The organism is Microbacterium sp. MTN4-26, assembly GCF_042846595.1.
In the GTDB taxonomy this organism is placed as follows: domain Bacteria; phylum Actinomycetota; class Actinomycetes; order Actinomycetales; family Microbacteriaceae; genus Microbacterium; species Microbacterium luteum.
On record NZ_BTGO01000022.1, the window covers coordinates 17,365 to 36,851 of the forward strand.

General features: G+C 67.6%; 17 protein-coding genes, 1 tRNA gene and 1 pseudogene. 6 read left to right on the top strand and 13 right to left on the bottom strand.

From position 1 onward, the window contains the following. Window positions 1-62 precede the first annotated feature (62 nt). Together ACGG9C_RS15360 and ACGG9C_RS15365 are read right to left on the bottom strand one after the other, a co-directional pair. On the bottom strand, window positions 63-1,184 hold the full coding sequence (locus ACGG9C_RS15360; protein WP_286932924.1) for an XRE family transcriptional regulator: 1,122 nt from the start codon (window positions 1,182-1,184) through the stop codon (window positions 63-65). Beyond that, on the bottom strand, window positions 1,177-1,971 hold the full coding sequence (locus ACGG9C_RS15365) for a hypothetical protein (RefSeq protein WP_286932922.1): 795 nt from the start codon (window positions 1,969-1,971) through the stop codon (window positions 1,177-1,179). Before ACGG9C_RS15365 ends, ACGG9C_RS15360 begins: the two co-directional genes overlap by 8 nt. Window positions 1,972-2,122: 151 nt before the next feature. On the opposite strand from ACGG9C_RS15365, the gene ACGG9C_RS15370 reads away from it, so the two are divergent. From ACGG9C_RS15370 to ACGG9C_RS15390, 5 genes and pseudogenes are all read left to right on the top strand, one after another. Next, a complete protein-coding gene (locus ACGG9C_RS15370) occupies window positions 2,123-4,069 on the top strand; it encodes a type IV secretory system conjugative DNA transfer family protein (protein ID WP_390178851.1) in 1,947 nt (648 codons plus the stop codon). A gap of 202 nt (window positions 4,070-4,271) precedes the next feature. Next, window positions 4,272-5,078: a replication-relaxation family protein gene (locus tag ACGG9C_RS15375; protein WP_390178852.1), complete on the top strand. Its 807-nt coding sequence runs from the start codon at window positions 4,272-4,274 to the stop codon at window positions 5,076-5,078. A 192-nt stretch (window positions 5,079-5,270) separates the two neighbouring features. Next, window positions 5,271-5,549, top strand: a complete 279-nt coding sequence (locus ACGG9C_RS15380) for a hypothetical protein (RefSeq protein ID WP_286932916.1) — start codon at window positions 5,271-5,273, stop codon at window positions 5,547-5,549. Then, window positions 5,546-6,370 (top strand): hypothetical protein, encoded by an 825-nt coding sequence (locus ACGG9C_RS15385; RefSeq protein WP_286932914.1) that lies wholly within the window; start codon window positions 5,546-5,548, stop codon window positions 6,368-6,370. The genes ACGG9C_RS15380 and ACGG9C_RS15385 overlap by 4 nt, the downstream gene beginning before the upstream one ends. A 490-nt stretch (window positions 6,371-6,860) precedes the next feature. Further along, window positions 6,861-8,021, top strand: a pseudogene (locus ACGG9C_RS15390) (recombinase family protein); the annotation flags it as partial. Between the two features lie 189 nt (window positions 8,022-8,210). On the opposite strand, the gene ACGG9C_RS15395 reads toward ACGG9C_RS15390, so the two are convergent. The 8 genes from ACGG9C_RS15395 to ACGG9C_RS15430 form a co-directional block, all read right to left on the bottom strand. Then, window positions 8,211-8,456 carry a hypothetical protein gene (locus ACGG9C_RS15395; protein WP_286932910.1) on the bottom strand — a complete coding sequence of 82 codons (246 nt, stop codon included), beginning with the start codon at window positions 8,454-8,456 and terminating at the stop codon, window positions 8,211-8,213. Between the two features lie 172 nt (window positions 8,457-8,628). Beyond that, window positions 8,629-8,703: transfer RNA gene (locus ACGG9C_RS15400), tRNA-Gln, on the bottom strand. A 70-nt stretch (window positions 8,704-8,773) separates the two neighbouring features. Next, window positions 8,774-10,282, bottom strand: coding sequence for a glutamate--tRNA ligase (gene gltX, locus ACGG9C_RS15405; protein WP_286932908.1), 1,509 nt, complete (start codon window positions 10,280-10,282; stop codon window positions 8,774-8,776). A gap of 10 nt (window positions 10,283-10,292) precedes the next feature. Further along, complete coding sequence (locus ACGG9C_RS15410; protein ID WP_286932906.1) at window positions 10,293-11,552, bottom strand: MFS transporter; 1,260 nt, start codon at window positions 11,550-11,552, stop codon at window positions 10,293-10,295. After that, a complete protein-coding gene (locus ACGG9C_RS15415) occupies window positions 11,542-12,309 on the bottom strand; it encodes a fumarylacetoacetate hydrolase family protein (protein WP_071043136.1) in 768 nt (255 codons plus the stop codon). The genes ACGG9C_RS15410 and ACGG9C_RS15415 overlap by 11 nt, the downstream gene beginning before the upstream one ends. Window positions 12,310-12,336: 27 nt before the next feature. Continuing rightward, window positions 12,337-13,443: a branched-chain amino acid aminotransferase gene (locus tag ACGG9C_RS15420; RefSeq protein ID WP_286932904.1), complete on the bottom strand. Its 1,107-nt coding sequence runs from the start codon at window positions 13,441-13,443 to the stop codon at window positions 12,337-12,339. A gap of 45 nt (window positions 13,444-13,488) precedes the next feature. Next, window positions 13,489-14,541 (bottom strand): 3-isopropylmalate dehydrogenase, encoded by a 1,053-nt coding sequence (locus ACGG9C_RS15425; protein WP_071043132.1) that lies wholly within the window; start codon window positions 14,539-14,541, stop codon window positions 13,489-13,491. Between the two features lie 56 nt (window positions 14,542-14,597). Then, complete coding sequence (locus ACGG9C_RS15430; protein ID WP_286932902.1) at window positions 14,598-16,145, bottom strand: MFS transporter; 1,548 nt, start codon at window positions 16,143-16,145, stop codon at window positions 14,598-14,600. A 73-nt stretch (window positions 16,146-16,218) separates the two neighbouring features. Here ACGG9C_RS15430 and ACGG9C_RS15435 point away from each other — a divergent pair, with 73 nt between their 5' ends. After that, complete coding sequence (locus tag ACGG9C_RS15435; protein WP_286932900.1) at window positions 16,219-16,767, top strand: helix-turn-helix domain-containing protein; 549 nt, start codon at window positions 16,219-16,221, stop codon at window positions 16,765-16,767. A gap of 6 nt (window positions 16,768-16,773) precedes the next feature. Here the strand turns inward: ACGG9C_RS15435 and serA are convergent, their stop codons facing one another. The 3 genes from serA to ACGG9C_RS15450 all read right to left on the bottom strand — a co-directional run bounded on the left by serA (window position 16,774) and on the right by ACGG9C_RS15450 (window position 19,476). Then, entirely contained in the window at window positions 16,774-18,378 is a 1,605-nt protein-coding gene (serA, locus tag ACGG9C_RS15440; RefSeq protein ID WP_071043127.1) for a phosphoglycerate dehydrogenase, read from the bottom strand. Window positions 18,379-18,541: 163 nt separating this feature from the next. Then, window positions 18,542-18,898, bottom strand: coding sequence for a hypothetical protein (locus tag ACGG9C_RS15445; protein ID WP_390178853.1), 357 nt, complete (start codon window positions 18,896-18,898; stop codon window positions 18,542-18,544). Then, entirely contained in the window at window positions 18,895-19,476 is a 582-nt protein-coding gene (locus ACGG9C_RS15450) for a DNA polymerase III subunit gamma/tau (protein WP_390178854.1), read from the bottom strand. Before ACGG9C_RS15450 ends, ACGG9C_RS15445 begins: the two co-directional genes overlap by 4 nt. Between the last annotated feature and the right edge of the window lie 11 nt (window positions 19,477-19,487).

Consider the following 19,487-nt stretch of genomic DNA (forward strand, 5'->3'; position numbering starts at 1 on the left):
TATGGGCCGGACACCGACGATCAGCAAACCTAATCGGAAATGGTTCGCATTCCGTGATCTGGCTAGCTAGCACCTGTCGCTACTGGAGCAACTGACGTCGGGACGCGAGACGCGGCGATCTCGAATAGACCAATCGGTAATCCTGACCCTTGGAGGAATTGGTCACCGTCTACGCCAGCCTCGCTCAACACCTCACGGGCTCGCGGCAGCATCGAGGGCATCTCAAGCGCTGAAATGCGTCCCGGCTCCGCCCGTCGCCACCCGTTCTGCGACAGGCGCATCATCGCGTTGCGATACGACGCGTCTCCCATGACACCCAGCCCGCGGGCGCGGTAAAGCAGAGCCGCCAGGCTGACGCCCCAGTGCTCCTTGAGGTCAGCCAGTTGAGACCACGCCCGCCCCGCCGTCGATGTGGGGAGGAAGGGGGCGATCTCCTCGGCGGGCATGAGGAACTCGGACGCGAAGCGGTTCGCCTGCCCCTCCGCAACCTTGCCGCCGGGCTCAGCGTCATGGTGCATGATCAGGTGTCCGAGCTCATGAGCGACATCGAATCGCTGACGGTAGTAGTCGTCTTTTACCGGGTTGAGGATAATGATCGGCCTCGTCGCGGTGTGGAGTGAAAAGGCGTCGATAGAGGCAACGCCTGGCTCGCTAAACACCACGATGACGCCAGCACGCTCGACGAGGCGAATCACGTGCTGCACGGGTCCGGTGGAGACACCGAAGAACTCTCGCGCCTCACGCGCGACGTCCTCGGGCGTTCCCGACCGCTCATCCGGGTCAACCGGAAGGTCGGGAAGCGAGATCTCTGGGAACTCGACGGCATTCTCGAGCATGCCTGTGATCTCGGCTACGAACTGGCCATAGGCCTCGGCTTCGTCCTGTGCGATCTGTGGCGTCGAACGGAGGGAACGGAAGTGCGGTTTGTTGACGCGCGGTGGCGCTCCTCCCCCAAAGAATTGGGGTTCGACTCGAAGGGCAAGCGCAAGCTTCGCCACAGTGATCCGATTGGGCTGCTTCGCGCCGCTCTCCCACGCGGTGACAGAAGCCGGCGACATCTCGATAAGTGACGCGAGATGCGACTTTTTCAAACCCGCGAGCTGGCGTGCCATCGTGAGGCGTTCGCCATTGAAGAAGGATGCGGCGGCGGCGAGCGTCTGGGACGGTCGACGCGTGCTACTCATTTGCCGCGCCAGTCCCTTCGGCCACGCCCGGCTTCTTGATCCGCACCACGATGTCATCGACCTCGGTCGATGCTGCGTCACCGGGCAGCACAGGCGGCACCGATCGCGAGCCGCCACCAAGCGGGGTTCCGCCCGCCAGCACGAGCTGACGCCAGTGCCAGCAGGAGTCTTCGGAGCGCTCGGGGTTCTTGGACTGGCCGATGTAGAGCTCGTACTGCTTCGTAGTGGGGTTGAAGGCGTGCGCAGCCACCAGCGTGACGCCCTCGAAATCGTCGTCGTCCGGGATGCCCGGGATCGAGTACAGGTCGAAGTCGTCATCGGTGAACAGCGCGTTGTCGCCGACGAACAGCTGCGAGGCAACCTTCCGCTTGGCGTTGCTGCGCTGCGTCCAATTGATCTCGTCGATCTTGCCGAAGGGATAGGACTGCAGAAGCACTCGGATGCCGCCCGCTGCCCACCCCGGAGACTGGCGGTAGTCCTTGCGGTCGATCGCGCTGGACACCAGCTGAGGCATCGAGCGGAACGCATCCGGAGCGATGCCGCGCTCCAGCACATCAGCGCCGAGCCCCTCGAGACCTTCCGCGACTGCGAACCGCCCGTTGGAAGTCGCTCGATCCACGAGGTCGCGGAGGTGCTTGAAGTTGAGCACGCCGATAACCATCTGGTCGTGCCCCGCGTCCTCGTCGAACATCTGGTCGGTTGCGGCGAACGCGACGGGCGCGGCCCAACTCAGGACGTCAAGCAGGCCAGCCTGGTTCAGGTTCGCAAGCGCTTCATCTTCGGTCACGCGCTCAGACTACATCACGCGCAGTACATTGCGAGATAGATTTTACTCTCCGCGTGTCGCGGGGGTGATTTCAGTGACGGAGCACCGTCGTAGGTCACTCGGTCGATAAGGAGTGCTCTCGGCCAGAACCGAGGCAAGGCTTCTTAAGGGGATGCGGCCCGGGATCATCTACGGCAGCGCAACGCGTCACCCGGTTGCATCGGCCGGACGCGTGGAAGCTCATCAGCAAGGACTCCCGCCCGGCTCCCCCGATCCCGAAATCGTGACAGCCAGCCTGTACTCCGCGCTGGCCCCACGGAAGCAGGGCGAGACGATCGCCCTGCAAGTCCTCCTCGGACGAGCCCAGGCGCCCCGCGCACTGCGGCAAGGTCATCCGGACCCGCTCCAGCCGATCGTTTCCCGGCTCTGGCACGGTGTCAAGCCCCCAGCTTCGGATACTCGACGCAAGCTCCAAGATCATGCTGGCGAAAACAGGTTTCAGGTCGCGCTGCGCATCGGCGTCGACGCTGCAACCTCAGAGCGGCGCGCAGCGCTCGCTCGTGGCCTGTTTGGCAGCTTGCACAGGCTCGCGGCGATCGGCGTAAAGCCGAGACTCAGCCGCGAGAGTCCCGACAAGCTCAACCGCGCCGTTCCCTCCGGGGCGCGGCTCGAACTCACCGCCGCGAACCTGACCGCACTCCTGGGGTGGCCACTCGGCCAAGCTGACCTTCCCGGCGTGGACCCACTCCATCCAGTTCGTCTCCCGGTGCCGAAGAGCGTCTCGGAGAAGGAGAGCGTCTTCGCCTTGGGGACGGCCCCCGGGCCCAATCGTCCCATCGGGCTCACTGCCGAGGCGCGCGCCAGCCACGCAGCGATTCTCGGGCCAACCGGCTCGGGAAAGACCGAGGCCGTCTTGGTGCCCTGGCTTCTCTCCGACGTCCGCGCCGGTCGGCCAGTATGCTTCGTCGACCCGAAAGGGCAGGGCGTCGACTACGTCCTCGACCTGCTGAAACCCGACGAAGGTGAACGCGTCGTCTTATACGACCCGGCAGATCCGGAGGGCACGGCCGGGTTCAACCCGCTCGATGCCCGCGGACGTGACGCCTATGCCGTCGCGGACAGTGTGCTGGCCGTCTTCAAGAGCGTGTTCGCCAGCGGGTGGGGGCCAAGGACCGAGGACATTCTGTATGCCAGCGTGCTGACGCTCGCCATTGACGGACAGCGGCGACCAATCCCGCACACGCTCCTCGACATCCCAAAGCTCCTCACGGACCCAGCGTTTCGCCGCACAGCCACGCCGGCCGTGGCCAGCGAGCCGGAGATCGCTCGGTTCTGGGCGCGGTACGAAGGGCTGAAGCCTGCCCAGCAGGAGAACGAGATCGCTGCGCCGATGAACAAGCTCCGCCGCTACCTCATGCGGCGCGGTGCGACCGCCATCCTGGGGCAGGCCGATCCGCCCTTCCGACTCCGCGATATCTGGAAAGGCGACCGGATCGTGTTGGTCAGCGTCAACGAAGCGTTGGCCGGGACGGAGACCGCACAGCTGATCGGCGGGCTCATCTGCGCCGAGGTCTTCATGGCCGCGCAAGAGCGCGCCAGCGAGAAGTACCCGAAGAAGCGACCTGGCTTCGTCTACGTCGATGAGGTGAGGAACTTCCTCAAGCTTCCAGTGCCCCTTGAAGCGGCCCTTGAGATCTCGCGCTCGTATGGCGTCGGCTGGGCGCTGTTCGGACAGGGCTTCTACCAAATGGGAAGCGAGCTCGCCGATGCCATCGAGATCAACACCAAGAGCAAGGTCATCTACGCCACCAGCGCGAAAGAGGCCGCCCGGATCGCCAGCTCGAGCCCAGCGCTCTCAGCCGCAGACATTCAGGAGCTGGCGCAGTACGAGATCTACACCACCCTGCTGACGAGCCAAGGGCCGAGCGGCTGGATGTCCGCCCGGACGCTGGAACCACCGCCACGTCTCGGCCACGGCCGCTCGATCAAGACGGGCCTTCGGAAACGACAAGCTGCGGCCGCATCCGCTCCCCCGAGCGTCACCCCGCCGACACCTGCGGATGCCCCCACGACGGCCTCCTCGAGCGCGTCGTCGCCGGTGAAGCGGAGGCGCTCATGACGGCCGTACGAGCGACTTTCGGAAGTGGGGGAAGTGTGCGAGTCGATGCGCCAGTCGCAGCTCCGTCGTGGTGCACAAATCGGCCATCTTCCGGCCTCACCCCGCCCGGTTGGGATGGGACTCCCGCTCATTCGAGCGGACGCCCGACCCCACAGGCCCCGCCCGGAGGTGCAGCATGACCGACACCTGGACCCCCACCAAGGTGCGCTACCTCGAGAGCCTGCTCACCGAACGCGACAGCCAGATCCTCGCGGACCTCGAACGCTACCGAGCACTCTCAACGCGACTCGTCCAGCGGCTGCACTTTCCAGCCGGACCTCACGGCCTCCACGCCACTGCCCCGACCGCAACCCGCCTCGCGAACCGCGTCCTGCTGCGGCTCGAAGCCCAAGGCTTCATCGCTCGCATCGACCGACGCGTGGGCGGACCACTGCGAGGCTCCGCCGCCACCGTTTGGCACTTGGCCGCAACAGGCGAACGGCTCCTCCGAGCCCGGCGAGGCGAGGCGGGGAGGCGACGCTTTGTGACGCCGAGCCGCGAGTTCCTTGCTCATACCCTCGCGGTGGCCGAGTTCGCTGTCACCGTCAAGGATGCGGAGCTCGGTAACGCGCTCGACGTCCTCGAACTCGACACTGAGCCCAGCTGCTGGCGACCGTTCCAGAGCGCGCTCGGCGTAGTGACGCTCAAGCCCGACCTGTTTCTGGTCGTGGCGAACTCCGACGTCGAAGCCCACGTCTTCGTCGAGATCGACCGCGGCACCGTACATCTGCCCGCCGTGATCAAGAAATGCCGCACCTACCAGCAGTACCGGCAGACCGGCGTAGAGCAGGCGAGGAGCGGCGTCTTCCCGGCCGTGCTCTGGATCACTCGCGATGCCGAACGAGCGCGCAAACTCCGGACCGCGATTCGGAAAGAGCCCGACCTGCCCGTCGACCTCTTCACCATCTGCGCGGAAGCCGACGCGCTTCCTGCCCTGCAGAGCTTCCTCTCTCCCTCAACCACCAACTGAAAGGACCAACTCCATGTTCATGTGCCCTGACTGCCTCAAGCGGTTCACCACGAAGCGAGCCTGGCTCGACCACATGTACCGCTGCACGGCTCCGAAGCGCTGACACGCTTCCTGAGCCCCCATCACCAACTTCACGAAAGGAGGTTCATTACGACCACTTCAAGACATCAGATTCCCTTCAACTTTGACCCCGTGGTGCCGGCCTCACTCGACCAGGCCGACACCGCACTTCAGATCCTCGACGACTGGAGCTACGGCGACACGACCGTCGCCGACGAGGGCATCGCTCGGCTCCTTGCCGCGACCCTGCACGACGGCCCAGGCACCGCCCTCGAACGCTTCGCCGCGACCGGCGAGCTCGACGCGGAGGCTGCCCTTAGCGAACTCGGCGACGTCACCGTCCCACTCGAGCGCGAAGGGTGGGTCGATGCGCTCGGCCGCTACATCATCACGAAAGGAGGCCGATCATGAGCGAACACGAACCGCACATGACCCCCGAAGGTCGGCCCGCACCAGAACGCGCAAGCCCGGACTGGCGACGGCTTGTCGTTGCCCGAGACCGCTCCCTCACTCCGATCGCAGACGGCATCGCCCAGGCGATCGCCGAACGTGAGGAGATCGACGAAGGCACCGCTCGCTGCATCGCGCACGCCTTGGGCCGCGCCTACGGGCCGGGCAGCGCCCTCGCCACATTCGGCCGCACCGGAGAAGGCAACTACCTGTCGCTCCGCGACGAGTACCTCGACCTCTACGGCGACGAACGAGCCGACGCGGTGACTAAGGAGATGATCGACTGGCTCGGCACCTACCTGGTGCAACGCGAGAACACTGGCTCCGGCCGGCGCTTCATGAACGAGCACCTGCCACCCAAGCTCGACCAACTACTGGTGCGGACAAGCGTGCGGGTCGGGGACGGGCGCTTCATCGTCAACGTCCCTGCCAGCTGGCACAGCGGCCACGAGGACGAGCTCGTCGAACTCCTGACCACGCTCCAGCTCGACCAAGACGAAGCGCTCCAGGCCTTTCTGGCGCTCCCCGACGTGAGCGTCGGGACGGACGACATCATGGAGAGCTTCCACGAAGCCTTCGCCGGAACCTACCAAACCGAAGAAGCCGCGCTCCGCGCACTCAGCCCGCTCGAGGACTGGGAAACCAGCCTCGCGGATTGGTGCATCGACCACGGCCTCGAACTCGAAGCCCTCGAGTGGAACTGCGAGCCACTCATGGCTCGGCTGCGCGACGTCTACGACGTCGTCGAAGGAAAGGGGGTGCTCCATGTCTTCAACAAGTAGCGATGCTTGGCGCCCGCAGGGCACCAACCGCGCTCCTCGACGGGGAGGGCGGACGCTCACGAATCGCCGCATTCGGATATCGCCGGAGCGGCGCAACACGATTGATGTCCACCACCTCGGTCGGGCGCTCCTGCGCCTCGCGCAAGAGCAGTATGACGCGGGCTCGGGCTCGACCGGCGGACCGTACGCAAGCCGTCCTGAGGCCCCCGAACGGCCGCACGAGGCCCGAACTCGGGCGAGGGCGCCCATGGGCGCCACGAGGCCTCCTGGCCGCACAGACGGGCCGACGGAGTAACCCGCGGCAGCACGATCACCGACATCAGGAGCAACGGAGATTGCCATGACAAGCGATGACAACCGAAGCAATTTCTACAACGCCCGGGCGACACCGGTGGGCCCGCCCGAAACCCCCCGGAGCGCCGAACAGGGGCTGGACTTCGAGGGCAAACAGAGGGTTAATCCGGAGGACCTAAACGGAGGGAACCCACTTATGAGCCCACAAAACCCGGGAATCGCAAGCCCGACGACGCCCGTCAACTCACTTGACGGGCTCGAACACCTATTGAACGCGCCCACGGGGCGAGCGCCCGAGGACGGTCACACCGGCCTCGCTCAGGCCGTCGTCTACCTGCGCGTCTCGACCCCACGGCAGTTGCACACGGCTGCGGACATCGATGAAGACGGCAACAGCATCGCGACCCAGCGTGTGGAGGCACTGCGAAAGGTGCGGGAGCTACGCGCCACGGTCGCGAAGGAGTTCGTTGAGCCTGGCCAGTCAGCACAGACCATCTCAAAGCGCACGGAGTTCAAGAGGCTCCTGCGCTACGTCGATGAGCACCCTCAAGTGAAGTACGTCGTGATCTACATGCGCTCACGCGTCTTCCGAAACTTCACCGATGCAGCAATCACCAAGCGCCAGCTACTCGAGAAGGGTGTGCGGCTCATCTCGGCCAAGGAAGAGTTCGGCGAGGGCTACATGGCTGACGCGATGGAGGCCATCACCGACATCATGAACGAAGTCCAAGTCCGTATGAACGGCGAGGACGTCAAGGTGAAGATGGCCCACAAAGTCGAGCAGGGCGGCACGGTCGGGCGCGCGAAGCTCGGCTACCTCAACGTCCGCAAAGACTTCAACGGCCGACTCGTGAACACGGTCGATGTCGACTACGAGCGGGCGCCGCTCGTCGCGTGGGCCTTCGAGCAATACGCCACCGGGCGATACTCAATCTCCCAAATGACACACATGCTCGAAGAGCGCGGCCTCACGACACGCCCCTCACCGTCCCGACCTGCTCAGGCAGTGAGCCGCAGTCGCCTCGCGCTCATACTGCGCAACCCCTACTACACCGGCGTCATCCGCTACAAAGGCAGCCTGTACGTCGGCAGGCACGAGCCCCTCGTCTCCAAGGAGACATTCCTGAAGGTGCAAGAGGTGCTGGACCACCGCAATCGCAAAGGCGATCGCGACATCGTCCACTTCCACTACCTCAAGGGCCTGCTCCACTGCGGGCCGTGCAAGGACGCTGGCCGTACCAGTCGGCTCGTCTATAGCCAGAATGCCGGCAACGGCGGCACGTACGAGTACCTCGTCTGCACGGCTCGCCAACACAAGGAGTGCTCACTGCCGTGGCTTCGCGTCGAACAGATCGAGGGAGAGGTCCTCCCCGTCGTCGCCGCTGAAGCGCTGTCTCCGGACGCGATCGAGGACATCCGCGATGCAGTGAACAAGTCGATCGCGAACATCCTCGCGCAGGACCGCGACGTCAAGGCCCAGCTCACGAAGCAACTCCGCAAGCTCGAAGCCCAAGAAGAGCGGCTCATCGAGCTCGCGGCAACGGGCTCACTGCCCATCGCCAAGATCCGTGAGCGAATCGAGAAGACCACCCTGCAGAAGGAGGCCGTGCTCGAACAGCTGGAGGTGACAGCAGACCGCCTTCAGTACGGCAGCGATACGGCGCTCGCGTACATCGATCTGCTCGGCGACCCCGGCGAACTGTACAAGCGAGCCTCGGACACCGTGCGTCGCGACTTGCTCACCGCGTACTTCGACAGCCTGACCGTGCGAGTCGAAGACAACCGCGTGCACGTCTCAGGAGAGCGTAGGGCGATCAACAACCGCCTTCGCGAGGTCGGCGGCGAGACCGCTATTGCCGGAGAGCAGGACAACCAGGGAGAAACAGAAACTCCCCACTCGCGAGCGGGGAGTTCAGTTCGTTCCATAGCCAGTTCATTTGACCATGGTTCGAGTAACGTTCGTATGGCTGGGGTACCTGGACTCGAACCAAGAACAACTGAACCAGAATCAGCCGTGTTGCCAATTACACCATACCCCACCGGTCTCGACCGGGGTCGTGCCGAAGATCGAGTCTAGACGACCGACGGTCCCGAGACAAACCGAGGCGATCAGCGACGATGCCGCACGAGGGCGTCGAGCCGCCGCAGGGTCTCGGCCTTGCCGAGGAGCTCCATCGACTCGAACAGCGGCGGCGACACCTTGCGTCCGCTCACCGCGACACGGAGCGGCCCGTAGGCCACGCGCGGCTTCAGCCCGAGTCCCTCCACGAGCGCGCCCGCCAGTGCATCCTGCAGCGCCGCTGCTGTGAATTCGCCCTCGGGAATGACCTCGAGCGCACCCACGGACGCCACGATGACCTCGTCGGCGTTGTCGGGAAGGCCCGACAACGCATCCTCCTGGTAGTCGACGTCGTCGACGAAGAGGAAGCCGAGGAGGTCGGGTGCGTCGCCGAGCAGCGGCATGCGCTCCTGCACGAGGGGGGCGGCCGCGGCGATCAGACGATGCTGCTCGTCGGTCGGCGGGTTCGAGACCAGCCCTCGGGCGACGAGGTAGGGCACGATCCTCGCGGCGAAGTCGGCCGGCTGGAGCATGCGGATGTGATCGCCGTTGATGGCCTCCGCCTTCTTCTGGTCGAAGCGCGCCGGATTCGGGTTGACGTCGGCGATGTCGAAGGCCGCGACCAGCTCGTCGAGCGTGAACACGTCCCGATCGGGAGCGATCGACCAGCCGAGGAGCGCGAGGTAGTTCAGGAGACCTTCGTGCGTGAAGCCCTTCTCCCGCTGGAGGAACAGGTCCGCGCGCGGGTCGCGCTTGGAGAGCTTCTTCGTGCCCTCCCCCAGCACGAGGGGCATGTGGCCGAAGCGCGGGATGACATCCGTGACTCCGGCATCGACGAGAGCGCGATACAGCGAGAGCTGGCGCGCGGTGGAGGGCATGAGGTCCTCACCACGCAGCACGTGCGTGATCCCCATGAGCGCATCGTCGACCGGGTTCACGAACGTGTAGAGCGGCACTCCCCCGGCGCGCACGATCACGAAGTCGGGGAACGAGCCGGCGGGGAATGTGACCTCGCCGCGGATGAGGTCGACGTACGTGAGATCTTCGTCCGGAACACGCAGGCGGTAGGCCGGCTCGCGGCCCTCCGCCCGGAAAGCCGCCTTCTGCTCGTCGGTGAGGTCGCGGTCGAAGTTGTCGTAGCCCAGCTGCTTGGCCCGGCCGTTGGCCTCGTTGCGCGCGTCGATCTCCGCTGCGGTGGAGTAGCTCTCGTAGACGACTCCCGCGGCGAGCAGCTTGTCGAGGACCTCGCGGTAGAGCCCGTGACGCTGCGACTGTCGATACGGAGCGTGCGGCCCGCCGACCTCGACGCCCTCGTCCCAGTCGATGCGGAGCCAGCGCAGTGCGTCGAGAAGCTGCTGATAGCTCTCCTCGCTGTCGCGAGCGGCGTCGGTGTCTTCGATGCGGAAGATCATCTTGCCGCCGTTGTGGCGTGCGTAGGCCCAGTTGAACAGGGCGGTGCGCACGAGCCCGACGTGGGGAAGCCCGGTGGGCGAGGGACAGAAGCGCACCCGGATGTCGGAGCCGGCTGCGGTGGTGGTGCGGGGGTCAACGGAAGCCATCGCCTCCAGTCTAGGTCGGCGTCGCCTCCGACTGCGGCGCCGAGGATCGCGCCGTCGGCGCGAGCGCCACGGCGACCAGCACGCCCATACCCACGACGAGGGCGAGTCCGCCGTAGCCGATCCAGCCGAGGATCACACCGGCGGCGATCGCGCCCCCGGCGCCGACGAGACTCATGACCGTGTCGCTCAGCCCCTGACGCCGCGTGCGCCGGGCTTCATCGCTCGCTTCCGTCAGCAGCGCCGCTCCAGCGACGGTCGCGGCACTCCAGCCGAGGCCGAGGAGCACGAGCGCGAACGTCACGGCGACCGTGGAGTCCTGTCCGAGGAAGGCCAGGACGAGCGACGCTGCCAGCAGAGCCTGACCGAGCAGGATCGTCGGCATGCGCCCCCATCGGTCGGCGAGGATGCCGAACACGGGCGCGAGGGCGTACATCCCGGCGATGTGCAGGCTGATCGTGACACCGACGATGGTGAGGGTGGCGCCGTGGTGCAGCAGATGCACGGGTGTCATGGCCATCACCGACACCATCACACCGTGCGCCGCTGCGACGACGACGATCGCGTATCGCGCCACACGCGGCCTGTCCGTTCCGGCGATCGGTCGCGTCGCACCGGATCGATCCGCGGCAACGGCGGCCTGCGCGGTCAGGAGCGGGTCGGGCCGCAGCGCAGCCAGGTAGAGCAGAATCGCCAGCCCCTGACCGGCGACGGTGAACAGGTACGGGCCGGTCAGAGCCGGCATGCCCATGAGCGCTCCCAGCGCCTCACCCGGACCGACGAGGTTGGGGCCGAGGACCGCGCCGATGGTCGTCGCCCACACGACGATCGACAGATCACGACCGCGGGATGCGGCGGTCGCGAGGTCGGTCGCCGCGAAACGCGACTGCAGGTTCGACGCCTGGCCGGCCCCGATGAGCGCGAACGCGAACAGCAGGAGGGGGAACAGCGACGCGGCGGCTCCGACGACGACCAGCGCGACGCCGGCGAGGGCCACCGCCATCCCCGTCGTCAGCGCGGGACGACGCCCCCGTCGCCGCGCGAAGGCCGCCAGCGGAGCCGCGAACGCGGCCGTGCCGAGAGTGACGGCCGCCGTCGCCAGTCCGGAGAACGCCTCGTCGCCGCTGACCTCGGCGGCGAGCACCGCGCCGAGCGAGATCGTCGCGCCGAACGCCACGCCACCGAGGATCTGACCCAGCGACAGCACAGCGACCGTGCGTCGCTGCAGGCGGCGCAGGTCGTCCTGCGGATGCGTCGAGGTTTCAGGCGCCACGGGCGGGGTTCCGCAGGATCCCCAGCCCGGTGATCTCGACCTCCACCGCCTGTCCCGAGCGGATGGGGCCGACGCCGGCGGGCGTTCCGGTGAGGATGACGTCGCCCGGCAGCAGGGTGAACGCCGCTGAAGCGTAGGCGATCACCTCGGCGACGCCGTGCACCATATCGGTCAGCGGCGCCTCCTGGCGCACCTCTCCGTCGACGCGTGTGGTGAGCACGGCGTCGCCGGCAGGGTCGAACTCGGTCTCCACGATCGGGCCGAGCGGGCAGAAGGTGTCGAACCCCTTCGCTCGCGCCCACTGGCCGTCGCGGCGCTGCAGGTCGCGCGCGGTGACGTCATTGGCGTTGGTGTAGCCGAAGACGTAGTCGAGGGCGTTCTCGGCGGCGACGTTCTTGGCGATGCGCCCCATGACGACCGCCAGCTCCCCTTCGACGTCGATGCGCTCGGACTGCGGCGGCAGCACGATCGCATCGTCGGGGCCGATGACCGAGGTGTTGGGCTTGAAGAACAGCATCGGCTCGGCCGGCACGTCGTTGTCGAACTCCGCTGCGTGGTCGCGATAATTGCGACCCACGGCGATCACCTTCGACCGCGGGATCACCGGCGCGAGCAAAGCCACGTCGCCGAGGGGCACCCGCTCGCCGGTGGTGTCGTACCCGGCGAACATGGGGTCTCCGGCGAGGACGACGAGCTCGCGCTCGTCGACGATGCCGTACTTGATGGCGTCCTGATGGCTGAAGCGGGCGATCCTCACGCGTCCACCCTACGAGGCACGGCGGCTTCAGGCATCCAGTCGATAGAGCCAGCCGTGCGTGTCGTCACGGCGACCGTATTGGATGTCGGTGAGCTCCTCGCGCAGCGACAGGGCCAGCTCGCCCAGCGGCTGCTGCTCTTCGAAGTCGGCGCCCTTGAGCGTGCCGATGGGCGTCACGACGGCGGCGGTGCCGCACGCGAAGACCTCGACGATGTCACCCGAAGCCACGCCGTCTCGCCATTCGGCGAGGGTCACCGGGCGCGCCTCGACCTTGTGTCCGCGGTCCCGCGCCAGCTGCAGGATGGAGTTGCGGGTGATGCCGTCGAGGATGCTGGGCGATTCCGGGGTGACCAGCGTGCCGTCCTTGCGCACGAACACGACGTTCATCCCGCCGAGTTCCTCGACGTTCCCGTCGGAGTCGAGGAAGACCACCTGGTCGCACCCCTGTTCGTAGGCCTCGGACTGCGGCAGCAGGCTCGCGGCGTAGTTGCCGCCGGTCTTGGCCGCACCCGTGCCACCCTTGCCCGCGCGAGCGTAGTTGTCGCTGAGCCAGATCGACACCGGCTGCACGCCGCCCTTGAAGTAGGCAGCGGCGGGGCTCGCGATCACGTAGTAGCCGACCTTGTGAGCCGGACGCACACCGAGGAAGGCCTCCTTCGCGAACATGAAGGGGCGCAGATAGAGGCTCTGGTCGGCACCGGAAGGCACCCAGTCGAGGTCGGCGCGCACCAGCTCGGCGAGCGACTGCACGAAGTACGGCACCGGGAGTTCCGGAAGCGCCAGACGCCGGGCGCTTCGCTGCAGTCGACGGCCGTTCTGGTCGGGCCGGAACGTGTGCACCGACCCGTCCGCGTGACGGTAGGCCTTGATGCCCTCGAAGATCTCCTGCCCGTAGTGCAGCACGGCGGCCGCGGGGTCCAGCGACAGGGGTCCGTACGGCTGCACGCGGGGCCGGTGCCATCCACCCCTGACCGACCAGCACACGTCGACCATGTGGTCGGTGAAGTGCGTGCCGAACCCCGGCTCGGCGAGGATCTCCGCGCGGCGCTGCGCGGAGGCGCCGTTGAGATTGCGGGAGACGACGAACTCGAGCGGCTCGAGGTCGGCGTCGATGTCGGAGTCGATGAGGGTCATGTCACGTCCTGGCGGTTCAAGGCGCTGGATGCGCCTGGTCAAAGGTTACGCCTGCACCCGCGCGGCGATCGCGTCGCCGATCTGAGCGGTGGTGCGGGGCGAGCCGTCGCGGGCGGCGACGTCCTCCTCGACCGCACGGGTGATGCGGGCCGATTCGTCGGTCAGCCCGAGGTGGTCGAGCATGAGGGCGACGGAGATGATCGCTGCCGACGGGTCGGCCTTCTGCTGCCCCGCGATGTCGGGCGCCGATCCGTGTACGGGCTCGAACATCGACGGGAAGGCGCCGTCGGGGTTGATGTTGCCCGAGGCGGCGAGGCCGATGCCACCGGTGACGGCGCCGGCCAGGTCGGTGAGGATGTCGCCGAAGAGGTTGTCGGTGACGATCACATCGAAGCGGCTGGGGTCGGTCACGAGGAAGATCGTGGCCGCGTCGACGTGGAGATAGTCTACGGCCACGTCGGGGTATTCCTCACCCACGGCGTCGACCAGGCGCTTCCAGATCGATCCCGCGTGCACGAGCACGTTCGTCTTGTGCACCAGGGTCAGGGCACGCCGCCGCACCTGGGCGAGGGCGAAGGCGTAGCGCACGACGCGCTCGATTCCGAAAGCCGTGTTCACCGACACTTCGTTGGCGACCTCGGCGGGGGTGCCCTTGCGGATCGCGCCGCCGTTGCCCACGTAGGGTCCCTCGGTGCCCTCGCGCACGACGACGAAGTCGATCCCGCCCGGATCTGCCAGCGGGCTGGTCGAGCCGGGATGGAGCTTCGACGGCCGCAGGTTCACGTAATGGTCCAGCTCGAACCGGAGCTTCAGCAGCAGGCCGCGCTCGATGTTGGCGCCGGCCAGGCGAGGGTCGCCTGGCACGCCGCCGACGGCACCCAGCAGGATCGCGTCGTGCGTCGCGATCGCGGCGAGGTCCTCATCGGTGAGCGTGTCGCCGGTCTCCAGGTAGCGCGCCGCCCCGAGCGAGAAGTGCGTGGCGTCGAAGCGCGTCTCCCCTCCCGCGGTGACGGCGGCGAGCACCTTCTCCGCTTCGGCGACGACTTCCGGACCGATGCCGTCACCGGGGATGACGGCGAGCTTGATGACGCGCGACATCGCTCTCCTAGGGTGCAGGGCCCGGCGGACGCCGAGCGGAGCGGGCTGCGGCCCCGTCAGTGCTCGAAGCGGGACGGGGCGCGGGACCCTCCCAGGGTAGCGGCGGCGATGACCGCCGCGACGACCACGAGAGCAGCTCCCATCGCGGCGGTGACGCCGACACCCGCACCGAAGGCGCTCGCGGCGGCCTCCCGCAGCGCGGCCCCGAGGCTGCCGCCGAGGAGGTCGGCCTCGACCATCGCACCGGCGAGCGTCTCGCGGGCTGGTTCCCGCACATCGGCCGGCAGCGCCGCCGGCAGCGTCAGGCTGCTTCGGTAGAGCGCCGTGACGACGCCGCCGAGCAACGCCGTTCCCAGCACCGCGCCGAGCTCGTAGGCGGTCTCCGAGACCGCGCTCGCGGCCCCGGCCTTGGCCGGCGGGGCGCTCGCGAGGATGAGCTCGTTCGAGACCGTCTCGGCGGCGCCGATCCCGATCCCGAGCGAGACGAACGCGACCACCAGGGTGGCAGGCGACGCATCGGCGCCGGAGACGCCCACCATGACGTAGCCGAGCACGGAGAACGCCAGGGCGACCGGCACCAGCACACGGGGTGCAACGCGGCGGCCGAGGGGAACGACGAGGAACCCGGCGACGATCATCGCGGCGAGTCCCGGCACGAGAGCCATGCCGGCTTCGAGGGGCGACAGTCCCAGCACCAGCTGCAGGTGCTGGGCGACGAAGAAGAGGAAGCCGACCAGACCGACGACAGACAGGAGGTTCACGAGCAGCGCGCCCGTGAAGGTGCCCTCGCGGAACAGGCGCATGTCGAGCATCGGCGTCCGCATCCGCAGCTGACGACGCACGAACAGCACGCCGAAGCCCGCACCGGCCGCGGCGAACGCCCACGCAGCGCTCCCGGCGCCGTGCACCGCGAGTTCCTTGATGGCGAACACGATCGGGACCATCGTCGCCATCGACAGGGCGATGCTGATCGGGTCGATGCGACCGGGATGCGGGTCACGGCTCTCGGGGACAAGGAACGGCGCGAGCGCGAGCAAGGGGATGAGCACCGGGATCGCCAGGAGGAACACCGAACCCCACCCGAAGTGCTCCAGCAGGATGCCGCCGACGATGGGGCCGAGGGCGGCACCGGCGGAGAACATCGACGCCCACACCGCGATCGCGAGACGCCGCTGGTCGCGATCGGTGAAGATGCTGCGCAGCAGAGACAACGTAGAGGGCATGAGCATGGCGCCGAAGAATCCCATCGCGGCACGCGCCACGATCAGCAGCTCCGCCGTCGACGCGAATGCCGCCAGCGCCGAGATCGCCGCGAACCCGGTCGCGCCGATGAGGAGCATCCGTCGACGACCGAACCGGTCCCCCATCGTGCCCATCGTCACCAGCAGGCCGGCGAGCACGAGCGGGTAGACGTCGACGATCCACAGCTGCTCGGCGCTCGAGGGCTCCAGGTCGCGACCGATCGCCGGCAGGGCGAAGCTCAGCACGGTGTTGTCGACCGACACGAGCAGCACAGGAAGCATGAGCACGGCCAGAGCCGCCCACCCGCGCCATCCCACACGGGTGCCCTCGTCCCGGGTCACCGGCATCGTCTGCGTCGTCATGTCACATCCTTTCTGTACCGTCCATCCGGTATAGTATCAGGATGTCAGCATCGCCGTCGATACGATCGATCTCATGAGTCGCCGTCCCCTGGCCCGCGAGAAGGTGCTCGACGCGTACGAGGCGATCCTCATCGCCGACGGAGCGCGCGCCGCGACCATGGAGGCGATCGCGCGCGAAGCAGGGGTGTCCAAGGGCGGACTGCTCTACCACTTCGAGTCGAAGGAGGCGCTCGAGGCGGCCCTCATCGCGCGCATGACCGACCTCGCCCTCGCCGACATCGCGGAACTCTCCGCCGACGCCGACGGTCCCGTTGCGGCCTTCGTGCGCACATCCGTCATGACGGGGCATCCGCTCGATCGCGCGATCACCGCGACGTCGAAGCTCGCCCAGACCGGCAACGTCGCCGCATCGGACGCGCTGCGCGGCATCCGTGACCGCTGGGCAGACCTCGTGCGACCGCACGTTCGCGACGACGCCGCACTCCAGCTCGTGCTGCTGGTCAGCGACGGGCTCTACTTCAACAACGCCCTCGTCACCGGCGTGCTGCCGGGTCCGCTGCCGCGCGACACCGAACTGGATGCCCTCGTGGAGCTGGTCGTGCAGGCGACGCGCGGCGCGTGAGGCCGATCAGGCCTCGGTGATCTCGATCTGACGGAACAGGTCGGCGTGGATGGCCGAACTGACCTCCTCGAGAAGTGCGTCGTCGACGGGCGAGTCGACCGTGAGAACGGACAGCGCCTGGCCGCCCGCAGCCTCGCGCGCGATCTGCATGCCCGCGATGTTGATGCCGGCCTCGCCGAACTTCTGGCCGTACACGGCGACGATGCCGGGGCGGTCGGTGTAGAGCATGACGACGTGGTGCTTCTCGATCGGAAGCTCGATCGCGTGACCGTTGATGCCCACGAGCTTCTCGACCTGCTTGGTCCCGGTCAGGGTTCCAGACACCGACAGCTGCGAGCCGTCGCTGAGCGCGCCGCGCAGCGTGATGACATTGCGGTACTCGGGGCTGTCGTCGTCGACGAGCAGCCGCACCTCGACGCCGCGCTGCTCTGCCAGCAGCGGGGCGTTCACGTACGACACGGTCTCGCTGACGACGTTGGTGAACACACCCTTGAGCGCGGCGAGCTTCAGCACGCCCACCTCGTAGTCCTTCAGCTCGCCGTGCACCTCGACGTCGAGGCTCGTCAGCGGCGAGTGAGAGAGTGCCGAGAAGATCTGACCGAGCTTCTCGACGAGGGGGATGCCGGGGCGCACGTAGGGGTCGATGACGCCGCCGGCGACGTTGACGGCGTCAGGGACCAGTTCGCCGCCGAGGGCGAGGCGCACCGAGCGGGCGACGGAGACACCGGCCTTCTCCTGCGCTTCCTCCGTCGATGCCCCCAGGTGCGGGGTGACGACGACGTTCGGCAGGTCGAGGAGCTTGTGCGCGGTGCCGCCCTCGGCCGGCGGCTCTGACGTGAAGACATCCAGGCCGGCGCCGGCGATCTCCCCCGTCGTGAGCGCGTGGAACAGCGCCTCCTCGTCGATCAGACCGCCGCGCGCGACGTTCACGACGTACGAGGACGGCTTCATGAGCTTCAGCTGCTCGGCACCGATCATTCCCGTGGTCTCGGGCGTCTTCGGCATGTGGATCGTCACGAAGTCGCTGTGCTCGAGCAGTTCGTCGAGACCGACCAGCTGCACGCCGAGCTGCTGGGCGCGGGCGCTCGTGACGTAGGGATCGTACGCGACGATCTTCATGTCGAACCCCTGCAGGCGGGCCGCGATCAGCGCGCCGATGCGACCGAGGCCGATGATGCCGACGGTCTTCTCGAAGAGCTCGGTGCCGGTGTAGGAGCTGCGCTTCCACGCGCCAGCCGACAGCGAGGCGTGCGCGGCGGGGATGCGGCGGGCGAGGCTCAGGATGTGACCGACCGTGAGCTCCGCGGCGGAGATGATGTTCGAGGTGGGCGCATTGACGACCATGACACCTGAGGTGGTCGCCTGCTTGATGTCGACGTTGTCGAGGCCGACACCGGCGCGGGCGACGACCTTGAGGTTCGGCGCGGCCGAGAGCGCCTCGGCGTCGATCTTCGTCGCGGATCGGACGAGGACCGCGTGCGACTCTGCGAGGGCCGCCAGCAGAGCGGGCCGGTCGGTGCCGTCGACGTGGCGCACGTCGAAGTCGGGACCGAGGGCGTCGATCGTGGCGGGAGAGAGCTGTTCGGCGATGAGCACGACGGGCTTCGACACGTGGTGTTTCCTTCGGTGGCGGTGCGCGAGGGCGCGGTGCAGAGCGTGAATGCCGCGCCGGGCGGGGGCGAGGCGGGGCCGAACTCAGCCTAGCGCGCGGGTCGCAAGCCGACGAACCGTGTGACGGCGAGAGGTGCTGCCGCGGCAGTCACACGCCGGGCGATCACGTCTCGACCGGGTTCAGGAGGCTGTCGGTGATCGACGAGTAGGCGAGCACGTCGAGCCAGAACACCGCCACGAGCGCGAGACCGACCAGCAGGATCACCGCCAGGGCCGCCGCACCGCGTCGACGCCCGAGAGCGAAGGCGACGGCGAAGACCACGACGGGGAAGATGACGGCGAACCCCAGGACCGCCCACCCCACGCCGTTCAATCCACGCACCCCGCTGGCCTGGAGGATCAGGAAATCGAGCGCGTTCCACACCGCGTAGGCGTAGAGCAGTCCGAAGGCGCCGGTGATCGTCGCCGTGAGCCAGGTCGGGATGCGTGGCGTGCTCGTCGCCGCGTTCTCGGCGTTCATTGTCCGATCGCTCCGATCATCGCGAAGGGCCAGGGAACGAGGAGCACCACGCCCGCGGCCAGCCAGACGAAGCGCACCCACGAACGCGATCGACGGGTCAGCAGCACGGTGGCTGAGAACCAGATCGCCGGTGCCGCGACGGCGATCCACAGGGCGAAGGCGTACGCGACGCGGGCTACGGCCGTCTCCGGCAGAAGGAACGGGATCACGTCCTGCAGTCGAAGGCCGCCGACGATCCATCCGATCGTATAGAGCAGGTAGACCCCGCCGAGCACGCCCAATGCGATGAGCGCGGCGTTGCCCATGGGCCGCGCCTGGTCAGCGTCGGCCGGAGCGTCTTCGCCTTCCGCCGCATCCTCGTCGGGTTCGGCGTCGGACCGACTGATGTCGTCGGCCCCGCGGCCGACCGCGGTGTACCCCGCCGGAAGTCCGGTCGAGCTCTTCGCGCCGGCGGCGATGCGACCGTCGTCGTCAGCGGATGCATCCTCACCGACCGAGTCGTCGGCGGACGAACCCGTGTCGAGGGTCGGATCGTCATCGCCGTCCCAGCTCAGGGCGTCGCGCTCTCGAGGGGTCACTCCCCCAGCCT